This is a genomic window from Collinsella sp. AM31-2AC, assembly GCF_003469285.1.
GTDB classification, from domain to species: Bacteria; Actinomycetota; Coriobacteriia; order Coriobacteriales; family Coriobacteriaceae; genus Collinsella; species Collinsella aerofaciens_AT.
In genome coordinates this window covers 1-18,089 of record NZ_QSJB01000002.1, presented here as the reverse complement: position 1 = coordinate 18,089, position 18,089 = coordinate 1, and the positions used below count along the sequence as shown (strand labels likewise).

Genomic DNA, 18,089 nt, shown 5'->3' with positions numbered 1-18,089 from the left:
GCGAGCGTAAATAAACGCGAAGCGTTTATAGCGAGCAGGCAAGGTCGCCGATAGGCGACCGCAGCCGGTGCGGATTTGCGAAGCAAATACGCGGACGTCCCGTTGCCCGCTCCAATTCCAAAATGTTAGGTTCATGCCTACTGCCCATACTTGCACCTGCGCACGGTACAATGGTTGGGTTACGACCAACGTGCCAATAACCAAAAAGGAGCCGCTATGATCGATCGCTATACCCGCCCGGAGATGGGACACATCTTCTCCCTCGAGAACAAGTACGCCATTTGGCAGGAGATCGAGGTCCTGGCCTGCGAGGCCCAGGCGGAGCTCGGCAAGATCGGCATTTCTAAAGACGAAGCCCAGTGGATCCGCGACCACGCCAACTTTGAGAAGGCAAAGGTCGACGAGATCGAGGAAGTCACGCGCCACGACGTTATTGCCTTCCTGACCAACATGAAGGAGTACATCGACGCCGATGTTCCCGAGGGCGACCCCAAGCCCAGCCGCTGGGTTCACTATGGCATGACCAGCTCCGATCTGGGCGATACGGCTCTGTGCTACCAGCTCACCCAGGCCTGCGATCTGATCATCGAGGACGTCAAGAAGCTCGGCGAGATCTGCAAGCGCCGCGCCTTCGAGGAGCGCAACACGCTTTGCGCTGGCCGCACCCATGGCATCCATGCCGAGCCGATGACCTTCGGCATGAAGTTTGGCTCTTGGGCCTGGGAGCTCAAGCGCGATCTGGATCGTCTTGAGGATGCCCGCAAGAACGTTGCCTTCGGTGCCATCTCGGGCGCGGTCGGCACGTACAGTTCCATCGAGCCGTTTGTCGAGGAATATGTCTGCGAGCACCTGGGTCTGGTCCACGACCCGCTGTCCACGCAGGTCATCTCCCGCGACCATCATGCCTACCTCGCCGGAGTCCTCGCCACCACGGCGGCCACCTGCGAGCGCATCGCTACCGAGGTTCGCAATCTGCAGAAGACCGATACGCTCGAGGCCGAGGAGCCGTTCCGCAAGGGTCAAAAGGGCAGCTCCGCCATGCCGCACAAGCGCAACCCGATCACCATGGAGAAGGTCTGTGGCCTGTCGCGCATCGTGAAGTCCAATGCCCAGGTCGCTTTCGACAATGTCGCCCTGTGGCATGAGCGCGACATTTCGCACTCCTCTGCCGAGCGCGTCGCCCAGGCCGATAGCTTTATCGCACTCGACCACATGTTCCAGTGTCTCATCCGCGTTATCGACGGCCTGCAGCTGTATCCGGCTCGCATGATGGCCAACCTCAACAAGACTCGCGGTCTCATCTTCTCCTCTAAGGTCCTGCTGGCCCTCGTCGATACGGGCATCACCCGCGAGGATGCCTATGCGATCGTGCAGGAAAACGCCATGGCTACCTGGCACGAGGTGCAGGACTGCGTCTCCGGTCCCACCTTTAAGGAGCGTCTCGAGGCTGATCCGCGCTGCACCGTCAGCCAGGAGAAGCTCGACGAGATCTTTGATCCGTGGGACTTCCTCACCCGCATCGACACGGTCTTCGATCGTCTGGAGCAGCTGAGCTTCGAGTAGGGTTGACCTAATTCGACCGCCTGCGGATGCATTTCAACCATTGGCGCCTTGCCCGTCTTGGGCAAGGCGCTTTTTTCGCTGTCGTACTTGCCCCCTGGTAATAAAATGAACCTCATCTGCTGTTTCGATGAAAAGAGCCGTGTGCCCAGACGTATCAAACGAGCCACCATCGTCTCGTTTACGCTCATCCTCCTTGTTGCCGTCTGTGCGGGCGCCCTGACGTATACCGTTCGAAGCGGTTCTTCCTCCTCGAGTGAAGCCGACAAGGATCTCCCGGTGCTCAAAATCGGCGTTACGGATAACGATCCCTATGTGTATATCGATACCACGGGCGACTACGCTGGTATCGATATCGATATCGCTCGCGAGGCTTGCAAGCGCGCGGGAATCAAGCCGCAATTCATCGACATATCTTGGAATGATCGTGACCGCCTGCTCAAAAATGGCGATATCGATTGTCTGTGGTGCGACTACTCGCCCTGTTATCGCGAAGACGAGTATTACTGGACTGAGCCGTATCTAACCATAACGGTTTCGGTTGCCACCAAGAAAACGAGTGGTATCAAGTCCTTGGCGTATCTCGATGGCAGCAAGACTGTTGCGGTGATTGCCGGTTCGGTGAGTGAACGCCGATTGTTTGCCGGGGACCTAGGGATCTCGCCGGATGTGCACATCAAATCATATGGCTCTGCCGAACTCTGCAAAGCTGCCCTGGTCAAAGGTTATGTTGACTGTTGGATGGCGGACGTCCAATCGCTCGACCGGCTCGTCGCGCAGTATCCCGGTGTTTATCGTGTGTTTGCCGACAACGTTATGACGGTTGACCTTGGCGTCGCGTTTAAGGACGGCTATGAGGGGGAGTACGTCAAAAACCTCGATACCGTGCTGTTCGAGATGGATCGAGATGGCACGATTGAGCGCATTGTGGGCAAGTACAAGGCAAGGGCGACGACGGACGGGCAAGGAGCGGAATCATGACAAATGATGAGCGCCGCTTGCGCCGAAAGGCATTAGTCACCGCGGCTATCTGCGTTGTGGCCAGCGCTGTTTTGTTGGGTCTGCTGTATGTGGTCGGTACGCATCGCTGTCTCAATAAAACGCTTGGGTTTGGCCAGGAAACCATGGTGTTTTTAAAAAACGCCTGCGAAAAATATGACCGATATGAACAGGGAAGAAAAACCGAGGCGACGCACAATTTGGATGCCGCGCTCGAGTCGTTTTCGACGTTCTTGCCGCCTGATTGCGTAGAAGTCAACGATGACCTCGTCGAGGAGTACGTCCATACCGAGCACCTTTCGGGAATGTTGGTCATGGACGCCGACGGTCATATGGCCGCTCATTACGATATCGACGGTCGCGATCCGCTGATGCTATGGCGAGAGGAGCTTGCCTGTTCGTCGGTCGCATCGATGTACCGAGGCTCCAAGGTGTCCTACTCGACGGTCGTAGAGCGTCGAGATGTCGACTTTGCCGTGAGTGTTGTTCCGTACGGTGATGGCGTAGCGCTGGGGTATCGATCGCTTGCGCCCGAGCCCGCCGATGATTATTCGTATACGATCGCCGACGTGCTCGTGAACAACACATTCCATCAGAGCCCAACGGTGTTCGTGATGCGCGGTGCACAAATCGTTTCTTCAAACGATTCGACCGTCGATATAGCTCTCGCCCGGCTTCTTGCCGATAGCGGAATTGATTGGAAAGACGAAGGCTTATCACGTGTCGAATATCGGGGAAGTACCTGGTATGCCGTGCGTGCGGCGTATAAGGACTATCGCCTGTTTGCGCTCTATCCCAAATCTGAGGTCATGTCGGGCAGGATTTCATTTATCACTGCCGGCGTACTGGCGTTCCTGGTGTTTTTGGTTGTAGTGCTGTTGGTGCGTATCGTCGCCGATCGTCGCAATTTGGCCGAAAAGGACAAGCAGCTCGGCATCATCAATGCCATCAGTACCACGTATGAGTCGACCCTCCTGTTGCATCTCGACACGCTTGAGATCGAGGGGATTAACATGTCGCCATCGGTGGCGAAGATATTTGCCGAGCACTCCGAGGCATATGACTTTTTTGCAACGGTTTGCCGAGACATTGTGAGTCCCGAAAGTCGCGAGGCGGTCATGGAGCTCTTAGATATAAAGACGCTTCGGGATCGTATGGAGGGCGTGCCGTACTTGGATGCCGAGGTACGAGACTGCCGAGGTACGTGGTATTCGCTGCAGGTTGTTCCACAGCGCCGCGATGAGCGGGGTCGACTGGAATCGGTCGTCGTGGCAACGCATAACATCTCGATGACAAAGCGCGCCGAGGAGCTTTCTTTCCAGGACAAGCTGACGGGGCTTCGCAATAGAAATTACCTTGAGTCCCTTGGCGACGACCTGGTGAACGAGTCCCTGCCCGTGAGTGTGATCATGATGGACTGCAATTTCCTCAAGCGTACCAACGATCTCTACGGTCACGAAATGGGCGATGAGCTGCTGCGGCGTACGGCGTCTGTATTGAGGCGGGCGGCAGGCGAGAAATTTGTGCCTATGCGCATTGGTGGCGACGAGTTCTTGCTGATTTGCCCTCACACCGATCGCGAATCCGCATGTGAAGTAGTGCAAGATCTTCGCCTCAGCCTTGCTGCTGCGAGCGATGAGGTGCTGACAGTCAGTGCGTCGTTTGGCGTCGCGACGGCAGAGGCACCCGGTTATACACTGACCGAGATTTACCACATCGCTGACCACAACATGTATCAAGAGAAACGAAAAGTCCACGCTCGGGAAGCAGATTGCTAGTATTGCTACCGCCGATTTGCGCATTGGGGAATGTTGAATCGGTGCCCGCGATACTTTATCGGTTCGGACGGGGATAATAGACGTCTGAAATTGCTTTACGAGAGGGGAACGCAATGATTAGTTTTGATTACAAGCCTCAGGGCGTATGCACTCGCAATATCCACCTTGACCTTTCCGATGACGGCAGCAAGGTGCTGGGCGTTGAGTTTACCGGCGGCTGCGATGGCAACCTCAAGGCCATCTCCAAACTGGTCGAGGGCGCTCCTGCCGACCGTGTGATCGAGGTTCTTGCCGGCAATACCTGCGGCATGAAGAAGACCTCTTGCGCAGATCAGCTTACGCGCGCTATCGAGGCCGCTCGCGCCGAGATCGCCTAATGGGTATCGCCGACCACATCAAGAACGGAATATCGCGCCGCGGCTTTGTGCTCGGTGGAGCTGCCGCGAGCGCTGCCACGGTGCTTGCCGGTTGCTCGAAAAAAACGGGCACCAGCGACGATGCCGCCGGCGAGCCGCAGGTTATCAAGGACGATTCGAAGATTGTCTCGATCACTGATGAGTACGAGGCAGTTGACATCGATCTTGAGCCGGCGGCATCGTGGACGCTGCCGCTGGGCACGTTGCTGTACTACTGCGATGGTGACTATGCTGCGGCAATGATGGCGCCCGCATCGGCACTGCACGCCAACACACTCGGTGTGCTCAACCTGGGCGATGGCTCGCTTACCACATTAATTGAGAATCCTATCGAGGGCACGGGATATGCTTTTTACGATGTCCGCGCCGGCGATGGCGTGTTTGCGTGGGTTGAGATGAACTTTGCCAATTCATCGTGGAAGCTCTACGCTCAAAATCTGTCGGGCGCTTCGCTCTCTGGCGACGTGGTTGAGCTCGATCGGGGTGGCAAGGACTATGATCCGCCACTGTTTACGGCGTTCGGGTCATCAGTCATCTGGTATAAAATGCCTTCGGCAGGCGGCAATAAAACGAGTAGTGATTCGTTTTGCTATCGTCGCTCGCTTGATGAATCTAAGGCCGAGACAATTTGGAAATCGACGGGCCGCTTTGCATCGGCCCCGCGTGCGAGCGACGGCATTTTGACCATCTCGCCGCGTGTCCGCAACGACGAGGGCGTCTACTACGGCATAACGGCAATCGATCTGACCGACGGCAACAACACCAAACGTGCCCAGCTAGTCCTTCCCTCGTCAGTCTCGCCTTTCGAGGCCGTATATATGGGCGATACCTTCGTGTTTTCTATCGAGGCGACCTATAGTGGCGTGGGCAGCTTGGGCAACATGGGCACGTATATCGGTAATGAGGGAGGGCCGTACCTCTTCCTGTCACGCGAGCCGCTTGCATGTGCGGCTGGCAAGAAGAATAAATACCTTGTTAAGGTGCAGGCGTCGCATTTCCTGATCGACACCTCTGCCAAGACCTATGGCTCGCTGCTGTCGCCCGACCGCGCTTTGGAGTATGGCGATTATCCAGCTACGGCGGGAAAATCGGACTCATTCCTTACGTACGCCACGGTGCGCAACAGCCAGGGTATACCCGAGACGGTCACTGCACGCCTATTCTCTCTTTAAGCTTAGAGGGGTTAAAAAGGCGCCAACAGGGGAATAAACGCGTTGTAATTGTGAGTACCGCCCGCCGAGCTGCCGCCTCATAGCGGCATCCGGCGGGCTCAGGTGCGTTAAAATGGGCTTGTTCTTAGCTAATTGAGACAGGGGGGCCGTGTTATGGCTTCAGATGCAAAAAAGATTCTGCTGGTCGAGGATGAGAAGGCAATCCGTGACGCCGTCGCTGCCTATCTCGAGCGCGAAGGCTACTGGGTTGTGGGCGTCGGCGACGGCCAGTCCGCGATCGAGGAGTTCGAGAAGCACCAGTTCGACCTGGTTGTGCTCGACCTTATGCTCCCCAAGATCCCCGGTGAGCGCGTTTGCCGCACTATCCGCGATACCTCGGATGTGCCCATTATCATGCTTACCGCCAAGGGTGAGATCGAGGACCGTATTATCGGTCTTGAGCTCGGCGCCGACGACTATCTGATCAAGCCGTTCTCGCCGCGCGAGCTCGTCGCCCGCGTTCGCGCTCTGTTCCGCCGTGCCCATCAGGCCGACGAGCCCGCCGTCGAGGTACTCGACTTCGGCGATCTGGTCATCGATATCTCGGGCCACAAGATCTTGGTCGAGGGCAAGGAAGTCGATTTGACGGCTTCCGAGTTCAAGCTGCTCACCACGCTCGCCCGCCATCCCGGCCGTGTGTATAACCGCATGGAGCTGGTCGAGAAAGTGCTCGGGTATGACTTTGAGGGCTATGAGCGCACCATCGATAGCCACGTGAAGAACCTTCGCGCCAAGCTGGGCGATGATCCCAAGAAGCCCAAGTGGCTCTACACCGTCCACGGTGTCGGCTATCGCTTCGAGGCTCCGGCCAAGACCGATAAGTCGGACGAGAAATAGGGAAATCATATATGACACCTGCGCGCTTTGAAATCGGACAAAAGCACAAGCAGGAGAGCGAGGCGGGTTCCAAGGCTAGTTGGAACACGCCTCGTTCCGATTCACGGCCAACGATGAGCTATCCCTCGCGCATGGCACTTGCTTTTGCTCTGACATCGCTCATGACGGTATTGGTGCTGGTGGGCGTGGTCTCTGTTGTGTGGGGCACGGTCTTTTCGGATTACACGCGCTCCAATATCGTCGAGATCGCCAATTCTGCTGCCGAAAAGCTTGCGACGTCGTATGAGGAAAACGGCAACTGGACTGCGGGCGAGCTGCGCACGGTCGCGACATCGAGTTTGGTATCCGACGACCTGAGTATGCAGGTCGTCAACAAGAAGGGCGTTGTCGTCTATGACGACTCATGGCCTTCGGCAAGCGCGACCGCCGATGTGCGCGAGAGCGAATCGGCGTCGAGCAGCTCGAGCGGTAAAAAAGCATCGCATAGCCCGGTCTCGTCTGCTCCAACCGACTCCGATAGCGTTGCCAACGTCGAAATCATAACGTCTTCGGGCGAGCATGTCGGACAGGTAAAGCTATGGGCCATCGGCTCCGATGCCTTGCTCACCAAGGCGGATTCTGCATTTAGGGAGAAGACCTTTAACGCCATGGCCCTCGCCGCGGTTGTTGCAATCTGCATCTCGGTCGTTATCGGATCACTCGTGTCGCGCATGCTCACCAAGCCGATTCATCGTATTACCAGCACCGCCAAGCAGATCCGCGATGGAGACCTGTCCGCTCGTACGGGCTTGCGCGGCGATGATGAGATCGATCAGCTGGGAGAGACCTTCGACGAGATGGCCACCTCACTCGAAAAGGATATGAAGCACGAGAAGCGCCTGACTTCCGATGTGGCTCATGAGCTGCGCACGCCGCTCATGGCCATGCTTGCAACGGTCGAGGCCATGCAAGACGGTGTGTATCCCACCGACGACGAGCATCTGGAGACGGTCGCTTCCGAGACGCGCCGCCTGGCCCGTCTGGTGCAGCAGATGCTCGACCTGTCGCGCATGGAAAACAGTACCGCGCCGCTCAACCTGGAGCCGGTGGACATGGTGCCGTTTGTGCGTTCGATTGTGAATGGCCAGGAGCGACTGTTTGCCGATCGTGACCTGCGCTTGCGCTTTGCGGATGAGACGCAGGGCCACGATGACGTTGTCGAGGCAGATCCCGACATGATCACGCAATGCGTCATCAACCTTTTGAGTAACGCCATGCGCTATACCCCCGAGGGGGGTTGGGTCGTGGTGTCGGTGCTCAGTGACCGCAAACACGTCGATATCGCGGTTTCGGATACGGGCATCGGTATCGCCAAGGATGATTTGTCGCGCATCTTCGGTCGTTTTTGGCGTGCCGACGCCAGCCGCGCCCGCGAAGCGGGTGGCCTGGGCGTGGGTCTCGCCGTGACTAAACAGATCGTCGAGCGCCATCATGGCTACATTTCCGTGGAGTCGGAGCTTGGAAAGGGTACGACTTTTACGATTCATCTGCCTCGCGAGCACACGGCGGACGCGGCATCTACTACAATGGAGCACTAGCTTTTCGCTATTCGGTGAAGGAGGGGTTTCGTCCCTGCCGCTCCGAGTTTGCGAAAACGTGCGGGAAAGAACCCGCATTACTGTCGTATTTTGGTAAGGAGTGACTCACGTGACAACGATGGAGCGTCGTCCGGATTCCCGTGGCAAGGTTCGTGATATCTACGATGCCGGTGAAAACCTGCTGATGGTCGCCACCGACCGCATTTCTGCGTTCGACTTCATTCTTCCCGACGAGATTCCGTTTAAGGGAGAGGTGCTCAACCGCATCTCGGCATTCTGGTTCGATAAGTTTGCCGACATCGTTCCCAACCACCTCGTTTCCATCGACCCGGCGGATTTCCCCGAGGAGTTTGCCGAGTATCGTGACTACCTCGCAGGCCGCGCCATGCTGGTCAAGAAGGCCCAGACGATTCCTATCGAGTGCATCGTCCGCGGCTATCTGACCGGTTCGGGCAAGAAGACCTATGACGAGAACGGTACCGTCTGCGGCATTCAGCTGCCCGAGGGTCTGACCGAGGCCTCCAAGCTTCCCGAGCCGCTGTTCACGCCGTCCACGAAGGCCGAGATCGGCGACCACGACGAGAACATTTCGTTCGAGCGTTGCTGCGAGATCGTGGGCGAGGACATCGCCGCGCAGATTCGCGACCTGTCCCTCAAGATTTACAAGGCCGCTGCCGAGTATGCCGCGACTCGAGGCATCATCATCGCCGACACCAAGTTCGAGTTTGGTGTCATCGATGGTAAGGTTACGCTGATCGACGAGTGCCTCACGCCCGACTCCAGCCGTTTCTGGCCTGCCGCCAGCTACGAGGAGGGCAAGATTCAGCCCAGCTACGACAAACAATTTGTCCGCAATTGGCTCAAGGCCAACTGGGATATGACGGGGGAGACCCCGCACCTGCCCGCCGAGGTCATCGATGGCACGTCCGAGCGCTATCGCGAGGCCTTCCAAATCATCACGGGCTCCCAGTTCACAAGTATGAAGGAGAACGCGTAAGTGAGTACCCGCAGCGCCACGAACAAGCGCACGCAATCCCGCGAGGTTACCGGGGTTGCGCGCAAGTCCGCCGCATCCGCTAAGCCCGCCCGTCAGGCAGCGAGCTCTGTTCACGTCGTGCCGGCATCATCCAAGGCACGCCGTAAAGAGCTCGAGAAGGGCGAAAACCTGGAAGGCCTTTCCAAGGAGGAAAAGCGCGCCCGCAAGGCCAAGCAGCGCGCCCGCGAGGATCGCATCTACACGGTGTCGAATATCCTTCTCAAGCAGGATGAGGACTACACCAAGCGCCGCCGTATTTGGTGGGCCGTGCTCGCTATCGGCATGGTGTTCATCGTGGCAATTTGGGTTTCGTTCTACTTCGTTCCCGGCGGCACGGTGTCCAGTCCCGTTCAGATGGTTGGCATCGTTGTGTCCTATGTCATCATCCTGGGTGACTTTATCTATGACTTCGCTCGTATTCGTCCCTTGCGCAACATGTACCGCGCGCAGGCCGAAGGCATGTCCGAGAATAAGCTCAACGCTCTTATCGAGCGCGCAGCTGCCGAGGAGGACAAAAAGGACTCCAAGAAGAAGTAGCGTTTGCATGCATACTTATCGCTAAGATATAAGGCGCGTCGTTTTTGCGGCGCGCCTTTTTACTGTTCTATAGATAGATGGAGTGGCACATGATTCGAGCTGCCCTGACGGTCGAAGAAGCTCTGGAGGGCATGAAGGCCCTGGAGCCCAAGATTAAAAACTATGCGCGTCTGGTTGTCCGCAAGGGCGTAAACGTCAAGCCCGGCCAGGAGGTTGTCGTTCAGTCTCCGGTCGAGTGCGCGCCATTTGCCCGCGTGGTGGTCGCGGAGGCTTATGCCGCCGGTGCCGGTCACGTGACAGTCATTTGGGCCGATGACGCCGTGACAAGGCTTACGTACGAGCATGTCGATAAAAGCTATTTTGAGCAGACGCCCGAGTGGAAGCGCCTGCAGTTGGATTCCCTGGCCCAGGACGGTGCCTGCTTTATCTTTATCGAGGGTGCGGACCCAGCGGCTCTGAAGGGCATTGACCCCGCCAAGCCCGCCGCGGCTTCCAAGGCAAGGAATACGCAGTGCAAGGTCTTCCGCCGTGGGCTGGACTACAACATCAACCCGTGGTGCATCGCCGGCGCGCCGGTCGTTGCCTGGGCTTGCGAGGTGTTCTCGGGCGATGCGGATGAGGTTGCGATCTATAAGCTATGGAATGCGATTCTACACACCGCTCGTGCCGATGGCCAGGACCCGGAGAGCGACTGGGAGCTTCATGACGCGGCGTTCGAAAAGAACCTGCGTTTCCTGAACGACAATCGTTTTGACCGCCTGCATTACACCGCGGCAAATGGAACCGATCTGACGATTGGCATGACGAAGGGTCACGAGTGGGCCGGCGGCAAGGGCGAGACGCCCGATGGGCACCCATTCTTCCCCAACATTCCCACCGAGGAAGTCTTCACCTCGCCTGATCGTATGCGCGCCGACGGTATCGTGTACTCGGCCATGCCGCTCATTCACCACGGTAACAAGGTTGATGATTTTTGGATTAAGTTCGAGGCCGGCCGCGTAGTGGACTACGATGCCCGCGTGGGCAAGGCGACGCTTGCGAGCATCATTGACACCGACGAAGGCGCCGCTCGTCTGGGCGAGGTCGCGCTCATCTCCAAGAACACGCCGATTCGCGAAAGTGGCGTTCTGTTCTACGATACGCTCTATGACGAGAACGCTAGTTGCCATCTCGCGCTAGGTGTCGGTTTCCCCGAATGTATCGAGGGTGGGTATGACATGTCCAAGGAGGAGCTCCTGGAGCATGGAGTTAACGTCTCGAGCACGCACGTCGATTTTATGATCGGTACGGACGACATCGATATTACGGGCATTACGCCTGATGGACGTGAAGTTGTGATTTTCCAGAACGGCCAATGGAGTTGGGAATAGTCCCAGACCGTGGTACAATGCCACCCGCGGGCCGTTAGCTCAGCTGGCAGAGCAGGGGACTTTTAATCCCAAGGTCCAGGGTTCGAACCCCTGACGGCCCACCATAGAATAGAAAAGCGACTGGTGGACGCCGGCCGCTTTTTTGTTGCCGCGCCACGGGTTCGAACCCGTCGGGGCGCGGAGCTGAGTAAACGCGTGAGCGTTTGCCAGCGCAGCGCGCAAGGCGCGAAAGCGCCGCAGCGGCCGCCTGCGGAGCAGGCTGAACCCCTGACGGCCCACCCAAAGTAAGGAATACGAAATGAAAACAAATAGATACGGAATTAGCGGCAGCACATTAAAGATAATAGCAGCCATTTCGATGGTTCTCGATCATGTAAGCAGGATCGTCCTGACCAATGGAATCATGACTCACGCATCGTACAGTCAGATATCAGACGAACAGTGGGCGATTCTAAGCGAGGCTTCGGATGTGCTTCATGTTCTTGGCAGAATTGCATTTCCCTTATTTTGCTTTTTGATAGTTGAGGGATTTTTGCATACTCATGACATAAAGAAGTACCTGCGAAATATGCTTGTCTTCGCAATCATTGCGGAGCCCATATACGATTTCGTTCAAACCGGGCAACTATTCGACCTTCGGCAACAAAATGTTATGTGTGAGCTCCTGCTTTCCTTGGTCTTTTTGATTATTCTGGAAAAGATACGAAGCCTTTCAAAATGGAAGAGATGCATCGCAGAAATTGCTCTGATTGTTTTGACAGCACTGGCAGCTGAATACACTAAACTAGATGGCGGTGTGTATGGCATTCTGCTTGTGGCTGCATTCTATTTATTCCACGACAGCAAGGGCAAGATGTTCTTTGCTGCAGTATGCGCAGTGCTCCTTTCGTCATGCCATATAGTTGGCGGCGGATTTGAGCTTGCTGCGGCTAATGTACTTAATCCTGATGTTGCTGCCGCGGTTGTTTCGTTGCTGCTTATCAATTTTTATAATGGCAAGCGAGGGCTGAGGCTGAAATACTTCTTCTACATTTTCTATCCGGCACATCTTGCTCTGCTTTATGGTGTCTCACTTATTGTTTTGAACTGTCTTTAAAAACTCTCAAACAAGTCTCTGAAAGCAGAACTAAATTGACCCTAGGACTGCTTGTGAATTTCCGGAAGACCTGTGAGATACGAGGATAGACAACGAGGGCTGTAGAAAGATGCTTCGAAAGCATGAATGGCAGCGAGAAAATGAGTTCGGAAGCGCCCTCTGGATGATCCAGCATAGAATAGAAAGCGATCGGCTCCGGCTGGTCGCTTTTTTGTTGCCGCGCCACGGGTTCGAACCCGAACTTCTCTATATATAAGAACGCTTGGCGAACAAAACCTGCCTTTTACCGACGGGAAACAAACAGCTGATGCTTTTGGAGTAAAGTGGCGCTCCAGAGATGACCGATGCCTTAACACCTATAAACCAGCTGGTCATCGCCAATATCAGAAGCCAATGCTTCAGTTTTAACCTCAGTGATGCGACTGAGGGACCTATTCATTTGTGAACAAAATATGGAGTGCGCGATTCCCGACCCCGGCTCCCCTCCGGTCTGGCAATATATCTCCTTGCCGCGCGGGCCGGTCGGACCGGATCAGCCGCCAGGCGTGCACCTTGAGAACCGGATACTGCGAGGATGGACACACCAGTTGTGTCGCATCCGGGCAGACATCGAACCATTTGAAATGGTCTAACTTGGATTTGTTTTTCGCAAGGCCGCCGAGAGGCGGCCCCGAGAAATTCCTTTTCCTATACAGAACCATATGAATCGAACGGAACCGATCAGCGATGAACTGAGAGGACCGGACGGGCTCGAAGCCCAGATATTTTGGACGGAGAGTTCGATCCTGGCTCAGGATGAACGCTGGCGGCGCGCCTAACACATGCAAGTCGAACGGCACCCACCTCCGGGTGGAAGCGAGTGGCGAACGGCTGAGTAACACGTGGAGAACCTGCCCCCTCCCCCGGGATAGCCGCCCGAAAGGACGGGTAATACCGGATACCCCGGGGTGCCGCATGGCACCCCGGCTAAAGCCCCGACGGGAGGGGATGGCTCCGCGGCCCATCAGGTAGACGGCGGGGTGACGGCCCACCGTGCCGACAACGGGTAGCCGGGTTGAGAGACCGACCGGCCAGATTGGGACTGAGACACGGCCCAGACTCCTACGGGAGGCAGCAGTGGGGAATCTTGCGCAATGGGGGGAACCCTGACGCAGCGACGCCGCGTGCGGGACGGAGGCCTTCGGGTCGTAAACCGCTTTCAGCAGGGAAGAGTCAAGACTGTACCTGCAGAAGAAGCCCCGGCTAACTACGTGCCAGCAGCCGCGGTAATACGTAGGGGGCGAGCGTTATCCGGATTCATTGGGCGTAAAGCGCGCGTAGGCGGCCCGGCAGGCCGGGGGTCGAAGCGGGGGGCTCAACCCCCCGAAGCCCCCGGAACCTCCGCGGCTTGGGTCCGGTAGGGGAGGGTGGAACACCCGGTGTAGCGGTGGAATGCGCAGATATCGGGTGGAACACCGGTGGCGAAGGCGGCCCTCTGGGCCGAGACCGACGCTGAGGCGCGAAAGCTGGGGGAGCGAACAGGATTAGATACCCTGGTAGTCCCAGCCGTAAACGATGGACGCTAGGTGTGGGGGGACGATCCCCCCGTGCCGCAGCCAACGCATTAAGCGTCCCGCCTGGGGAGTACGGCCGCAAGGCTAAAACTCAAAGGAATTGACGGGGGCCCGCACAAGCAGCGGAGCATGTGGCTTAATTCGAAGCAACGCGAAGAACCTTACCAGGGCTTGACATATGGGTGAAGCGGGGGAGACCCCGTGGCCGAGAGGAGCCCATACAGGTGGTGCATGGCTGTCGTCAGCTCGTGTCGTGAGATGTTGGGTTAAGTCCCGCAACGAGCGCAACCCCCGCCGCGTGTTGCCATCGGGTGATGCCGGGAACCCACGCGGGACCGCCGCCGTCAAGGCGGAGGAGGGCGGGGACGACGTCAAGTCATCATGCCCCTTATGCCCTGGGCTGCACACGTGCTACAATGGCCGGTACAGAGGGATGCCACCCCGCGAGGGGGAGCGGATCCCGGAAAGCCGGCCCCAGTTCGGATTGGGGGCTGCAACCCGCCCCCATGAAGTCGGAGTTGCTAGTAATCGCGGATCAGCATGCCGCGGTGAATGCGTTCCCGGGCCTTGTACACACCGCCCGTCACACCACCCGAGTCGTCTGCACCCGAAGTCGCCGGCCCAACCGTCAAGGGGGGAGGCGCCGAAGGTGTGGAGGGTGAGGGGGGTGAAGTCGTAACAAGGTAGCCGTACCGGAAGGTGCGGCTGGATCACCTCCTTTCTAGGGAGATAAGTTCTTAGAGAGACAAACTTTAACTCGAATAGAGGGCAGGAGCCCGTCCGGTGGATGTCGCCCGGGGGAAGTCCCCGCAGCACCCGGTCCCCGGGGTCGCACCCGCGTACCTTGAGAGCCGCATAGCGATAGGAGAGAGATGGAAGATCATTCTTCCAGACTCGATTCTTTTCTGCGATTTATCAGACAGAATGATAGCAATCATTCATCCGATCCAAACAAGAAGAATTCACTTATTAATGAGTGAGGAGCATCTGATCGCGAGCACAGTGAAGACACTGTGCCGCGGTATGAGATACCCGAATTGCGACATACGAGCGCTATTCATGATATCGATTAATTTAACTTAATTAGCGACACGTGGATATCCCGCGGGCCCGATGCGGTCCCGCAAGATACCACGGGCGCACGGCGGATGCCTTGGCACAGGGAGCCGATGAAGGACGCGGCAAGCTGCGATAATCCCCGGCGAGGAGCACACATCCTTCGACCCGGGGGTCTCCGAATGGGCGAACCCATCCACAGCAGTGTGGATATCCCCACCCCGAACACATAGGGGCCGGGAGGACAACCCGGGGAACTGAAACATCTAAGTACCCGGAGGAGAGGAAATCAATCTCGAGACTCCCCGAGTAGCGGCGAGCGAAAGGGGACCGATGGCCAAACCGTCGAGCGGGCATACCCGGCAGGGGTTCCGCCGACGGGGTTGCAGGGCCGCGCATCCGGGGGCTGCCGCCCCCGGGCGCAGGTCCGGCTGGGGAGCGGAACGGCATGGGAGGGCCGGCCGCAGCGGGTGACAGCCCCGTACGCGAACCCAGACCGGACGGCGCGACGCGGTCCCTGAGTAGGGCCGGGCACGTGAAACCCGGTCCGAACCTGGGTGGACCACCATCCAAGCCTGAGTACTACCCTGTGACCGATAGCGCACCAGTACCGTGAGGGAAAGGTGAAAAGCACCCCGGGAGGGGAGTGAAACAGTACCTGAAACCGTGCGCCCACGAGCAGTCGGAGCACCTATATGGTGTGACGGCGTGCCTTTTGTAGAATGAGCCAGCGAGTCGCTGGCGCGGGGCGAGGTTAACCGAAAGGGAGCCGTAGCGAAAGCGAGCCTTAACAGGGCGACTTGAGTCCCGCGCCGCGGACGCGAAGCCGGGTGAGCTATCCGTGGGCAGGCTGAAGCGGGGGTAAGACCCCGTGGAGGGCCGAACGCACGTCGGTTGAAAACGGCGGCGATGACCTGCGGATAGGGGTGAAAGGCCAATCAAACCCGGAGATATCTCGTTCTCCCCGAAATAGCTTTAGGGCTAGCGTCGCGCGTTCACCGCCGGAGGTAGAGCACCGGATGGACGAGGGGGCTTCGCCGCCTACCGAATCCAACCGAACTCCGAATGCCGGCGGCCCAGAGCGCGGCAGTCAGAGCATGTGGGCTAAGCTGTGTGCTCGAGAGGGAAACAGCCCGGACCGCCCGCTAAGGTCCCCAAGTTCCAGCCGAGTGGCAAAGGATGTGCGTCCGCCCAGACAACCAGGATGTTGGCTTAGAAGCAGCCATGCATTCAAAGAGTGCGTAACAGCTCACTGGTCGAGTGGACATGCGCCGACAATACACGGGGCTAAGCTGGACACCGAAGCGGCGGGATTTTATCTATATAGAATCGGTAGGGGAGCTTCCCATGGGCGGTGAAGCCGCCGGGCGACCGGCGGTGGAGCGCATGGGAGTGAGAATGCTGGCATGAGTAGCGAGAGACGAGAGAGTAACTCGTCCGCCGTGAACCCGAGGTTTCCTGGGCAAGGCTAATCCTCCCAGGGTCAGTCGGGGGCTAAGGCGAGGCCGGAAGGCGTAGCCGACGCGCAGCAGGCAGACATTCCTGCACCGCGCACGCGGCGCTACGACCGACGGGGCGACGGATGGGGGTGGCTCGGCGGGGTTCTGGACGTCCCCGTGATGGAGCGCGGCCCGCGGACCAGGGAAATCCGGTCCGCACGAGGGCGAGGCTCCGGACGAAGCGATCAAGCGAAGCGAGTGAGCCCGAGGTCCCTAGAAAAACCCCTAGGCAGGCGCGTGCGCGCCCGTACCGCAAACCGACACAGGTGGGTGGGTAGAACATACCGAGGCGATCGGGTCAACCATGGTCAAGGAACTCGGCACAATGGCCCCGTAACTTCGGGAGAAGGGGTGCCCGCGCGTACGTGAACGGACTTGCTCCGGGAGCGGAGGCGGGCCGCAGTGGAGAGGCCCAAGCGACTGTTTACCAAAAACACAGGACTCTGCAGAAGCCGCAAGGCGACGTATAGGGTCTGACGCCTGCCCGGTGCCGGAAGGTCACGCGGAGGAGTTAGCGCATCGCGCGAAGCCCCGAAGCCAAGCCCCGGTAAACGGCGGCCGTAACTATAACGGTCCTAAGGTAGCGAAATTCCTTGTCGGGTAAGTTCCGACCTGCACGAAAGGCGCAACGACTTGGGCGCTGTCTCGACCATGGACCCGGTGAAATTGCACTGGTCGTGAAGATGCGACTTACCCGCGGAAGGACGGAAAGACCCCGTGAACCTTCACTGCAGCTTGGCATTGGCCGCTGGTCCCGCGTGTAGAGGATAGGCAGGAGGCACAGATCCGGAGGCGCCAGCCCCCGGGGAGCCGCCCTTGGAATACTGCCCTCGCGCGACCGGCGTCCTAACCCGAGGCCGTCAACCGGCTCGGGGACCGTGCCAGGCGGGCAGTTTGACTGGGGCGGTCGCCTCCTAAAGGGTAACGGAGGCGCGCGAAGGTCCGCTCGGGACGGTCGGCAACCGTCCTTTTGAATGCAAGAGTACAAGCGGGCTTGACTGCGAGGCCCACAAGCCGAGCAGGTGCGAAAGCAGGCTCTAGTGATCCGGCGGCCCCGAGTGGGTGGGCCGTCGCTCAACGGATAAAAGGTACTCCGGGGATAACAGGCTGATCTTGCCCAAGAGTCCACATCGACGGCAAGGTTTGGCACCTCGATGTCGGCTCATCGCATCCTGGGGCTGGAGCAGGTCCCAAGGGTACGGCTGTTCGCCGTTTAAAGCGGTACGCGAGCTGGGTTCAGAACGTCGTGAGACAGTTCGGTCCCTATCCTCCGTGGGCGCAGGAGAATCGATGGAGGCTGCCCCCAGTACGAGAGGACCGGGGTGGACGCACCTCCGGTGAACCGGTTGTCGACCAACGGCACGGCCGGGTAGCCGCGTGCGGCGCGGATAACCGCTGAAGGCATCTAAGCGGGAAGCCGTTCCAGGGATTAGTTCTCCTTCCGGTAAGGGCCCAGGTAGACTACCTGGTCGATAGACGGCAGGTGCAAGGCTGGCGACAGCCTCAGCCGAGCCGCACTAATCGCCCGAGCTCTTCCGGAACCGCACCTCGCGGCCCGCGGGAC

Annotated in this window: 11 protein-coding genes, 1 tRNA gene and 2 rRNA genes; all 14 read left to right on the top strand. The window is 58.2% G+C overall.

The features are described from left to right. The first annotated feature begins 216 nt into the window (after positions 1–216). Positions 217–1,563, top strand: a complete 1,347-nt coding sequence (gene purB, locus DW796_RS01075) for an adenylosuccinate lyase (protein WP_118079996.1) — start codon at positions 217–219, stop codon at positions 1,561–1,563. Positions 1,564–1,704: 141 nt separating this feature from the next. After that, positions 1,705–2,541, top strand: coding sequence for an ABC transporter substrate-binding protein (locus DW796_RS01070; protein WP_158567661.1), 837 nt, complete (start codon positions 1,705–1,707; stop codon positions 2,539–2,541). Next, positions 2,538–4,337, top strand: a complete 1,800-nt coding sequence (locus DW796_RS01065) for a diguanylate cyclase (RefSeq protein ID WP_118094001.1) — start codon at positions 2,538–2,540, stop codon at positions 4,335–4,337. The genes DW796_RS01070 and DW796_RS01065 overlap by 4 nt, the downstream gene beginning before the upstream one ends. A gap of 113 nt (positions 4,338–4,450) precedes the next feature. After that, complete coding sequence (locus tag DW796_RS01060) at positions 4,451–4,714, top strand: TIGR03905 family TSCPD domain-containing protein (protein ID WP_118094000.1); 264 nt, start codon at positions 4,451–4,453, stop codon at positions 4,712–4,714. Continuing rightward, positions 4,714–5,925 carry a hypothetical protein gene (locus tag DW796_RS01055; RefSeq protein ID WP_118093999.1) on the top strand — a complete coding sequence of 404 codons (1,212 nt, stop codon included), beginning with the start codon at positions 4,714–4,716 and terminating at the stop codon, positions 5,923–5,925. Before DW796_RS01060 ends, DW796_RS01055 begins: the two co-directional genes overlap by 1 nt. A 153-nt stretch (positions 5,926–6,078) precedes the next feature. Further along, positions 6,079–6,801, top strand: coding sequence for a response regulator transcription factor (locus DW796_RS01050; RefSeq protein WP_006236208.1), 723 nt, complete (start codon positions 6,079–6,081; stop codon positions 6,799–6,801). 11 nt (positions 6,802–6,812) lie between these two features. After that, a complete protein-coding gene (locus DW796_RS01045) occupies positions 6,813–8,378 on the top strand; it encodes a cell wall metabolism sensor histidine kinase WalK (protein ID WP_089572558.1) in 1,566 nt (521 codons plus the stop codon). 118 nt (positions 8,379–8,496) lie between these two features. Beyond that, positions 8,497–9,375, top strand: coding sequence for a phosphoribosylaminoimidazolesuccinocarboxamide synthase (locus DW796_RS01040; protein ID WP_117743382.1), 879 nt, complete (start codon positions 8,497–8,499; stop codon positions 9,373–9,375). Beyond that, positions 9,376–9,951 carry a hypothetical protein gene (locus DW796_RS01035; RefSeq protein ID WP_117855538.1) on the top strand — a complete coding sequence of 192 codons (576 nt, stop codon included), beginning with the start codon at positions 9,376–9,378 and terminating at the stop codon, positions 9,949–9,951. It abuts the gene before it with no gap. Positions 9,952–10,040: 89 nt separating this feature from the next. Beyond that, complete coding sequence (locus tag DW796_RS01030) at positions 10,041–11,321, top strand: aminopeptidase (protein ID WP_118093998.1); 1,281 nt, start codon at positions 10,041–10,043, stop codon at positions 11,319–11,321. A 28-nt stretch (positions 11,322–11,349) separates the two neighbouring features. Continuing rightward, a tRNA-Lys gene (locus DW796_RS01025) sits at positions 11,350–11,425 on the top strand. A 194-nt stretch (positions 11,426–11,619) separates the two neighbouring features. After that, complete coding sequence (locus DW796_RS01020) at positions 11,620–12,417, top strand: TraX family protein (RefSeq protein ID WP_117803424.1); 798 nt, start codon at positions 11,620–11,622, stop codon at positions 12,415–12,417. Between the two features lie 767 nt (positions 12,418–13,184). Further along, positions 13,185–14,691 (top strand): 16S ribosomal RNA (locus DW796_RS01015). Positions 14,692–15,091: 400 nt separating this feature from the next. Then, positions 15,092–18,066: ribosomal RNA gene (locus tag DW796_RS01010) — 23S ribosomal RNA — on the top strand. The 16S and 23S rRNA genes sit together here, the layout of an rRNA operon. Positions 18,067–18,089: the final 23 nt, after the last annotated feature.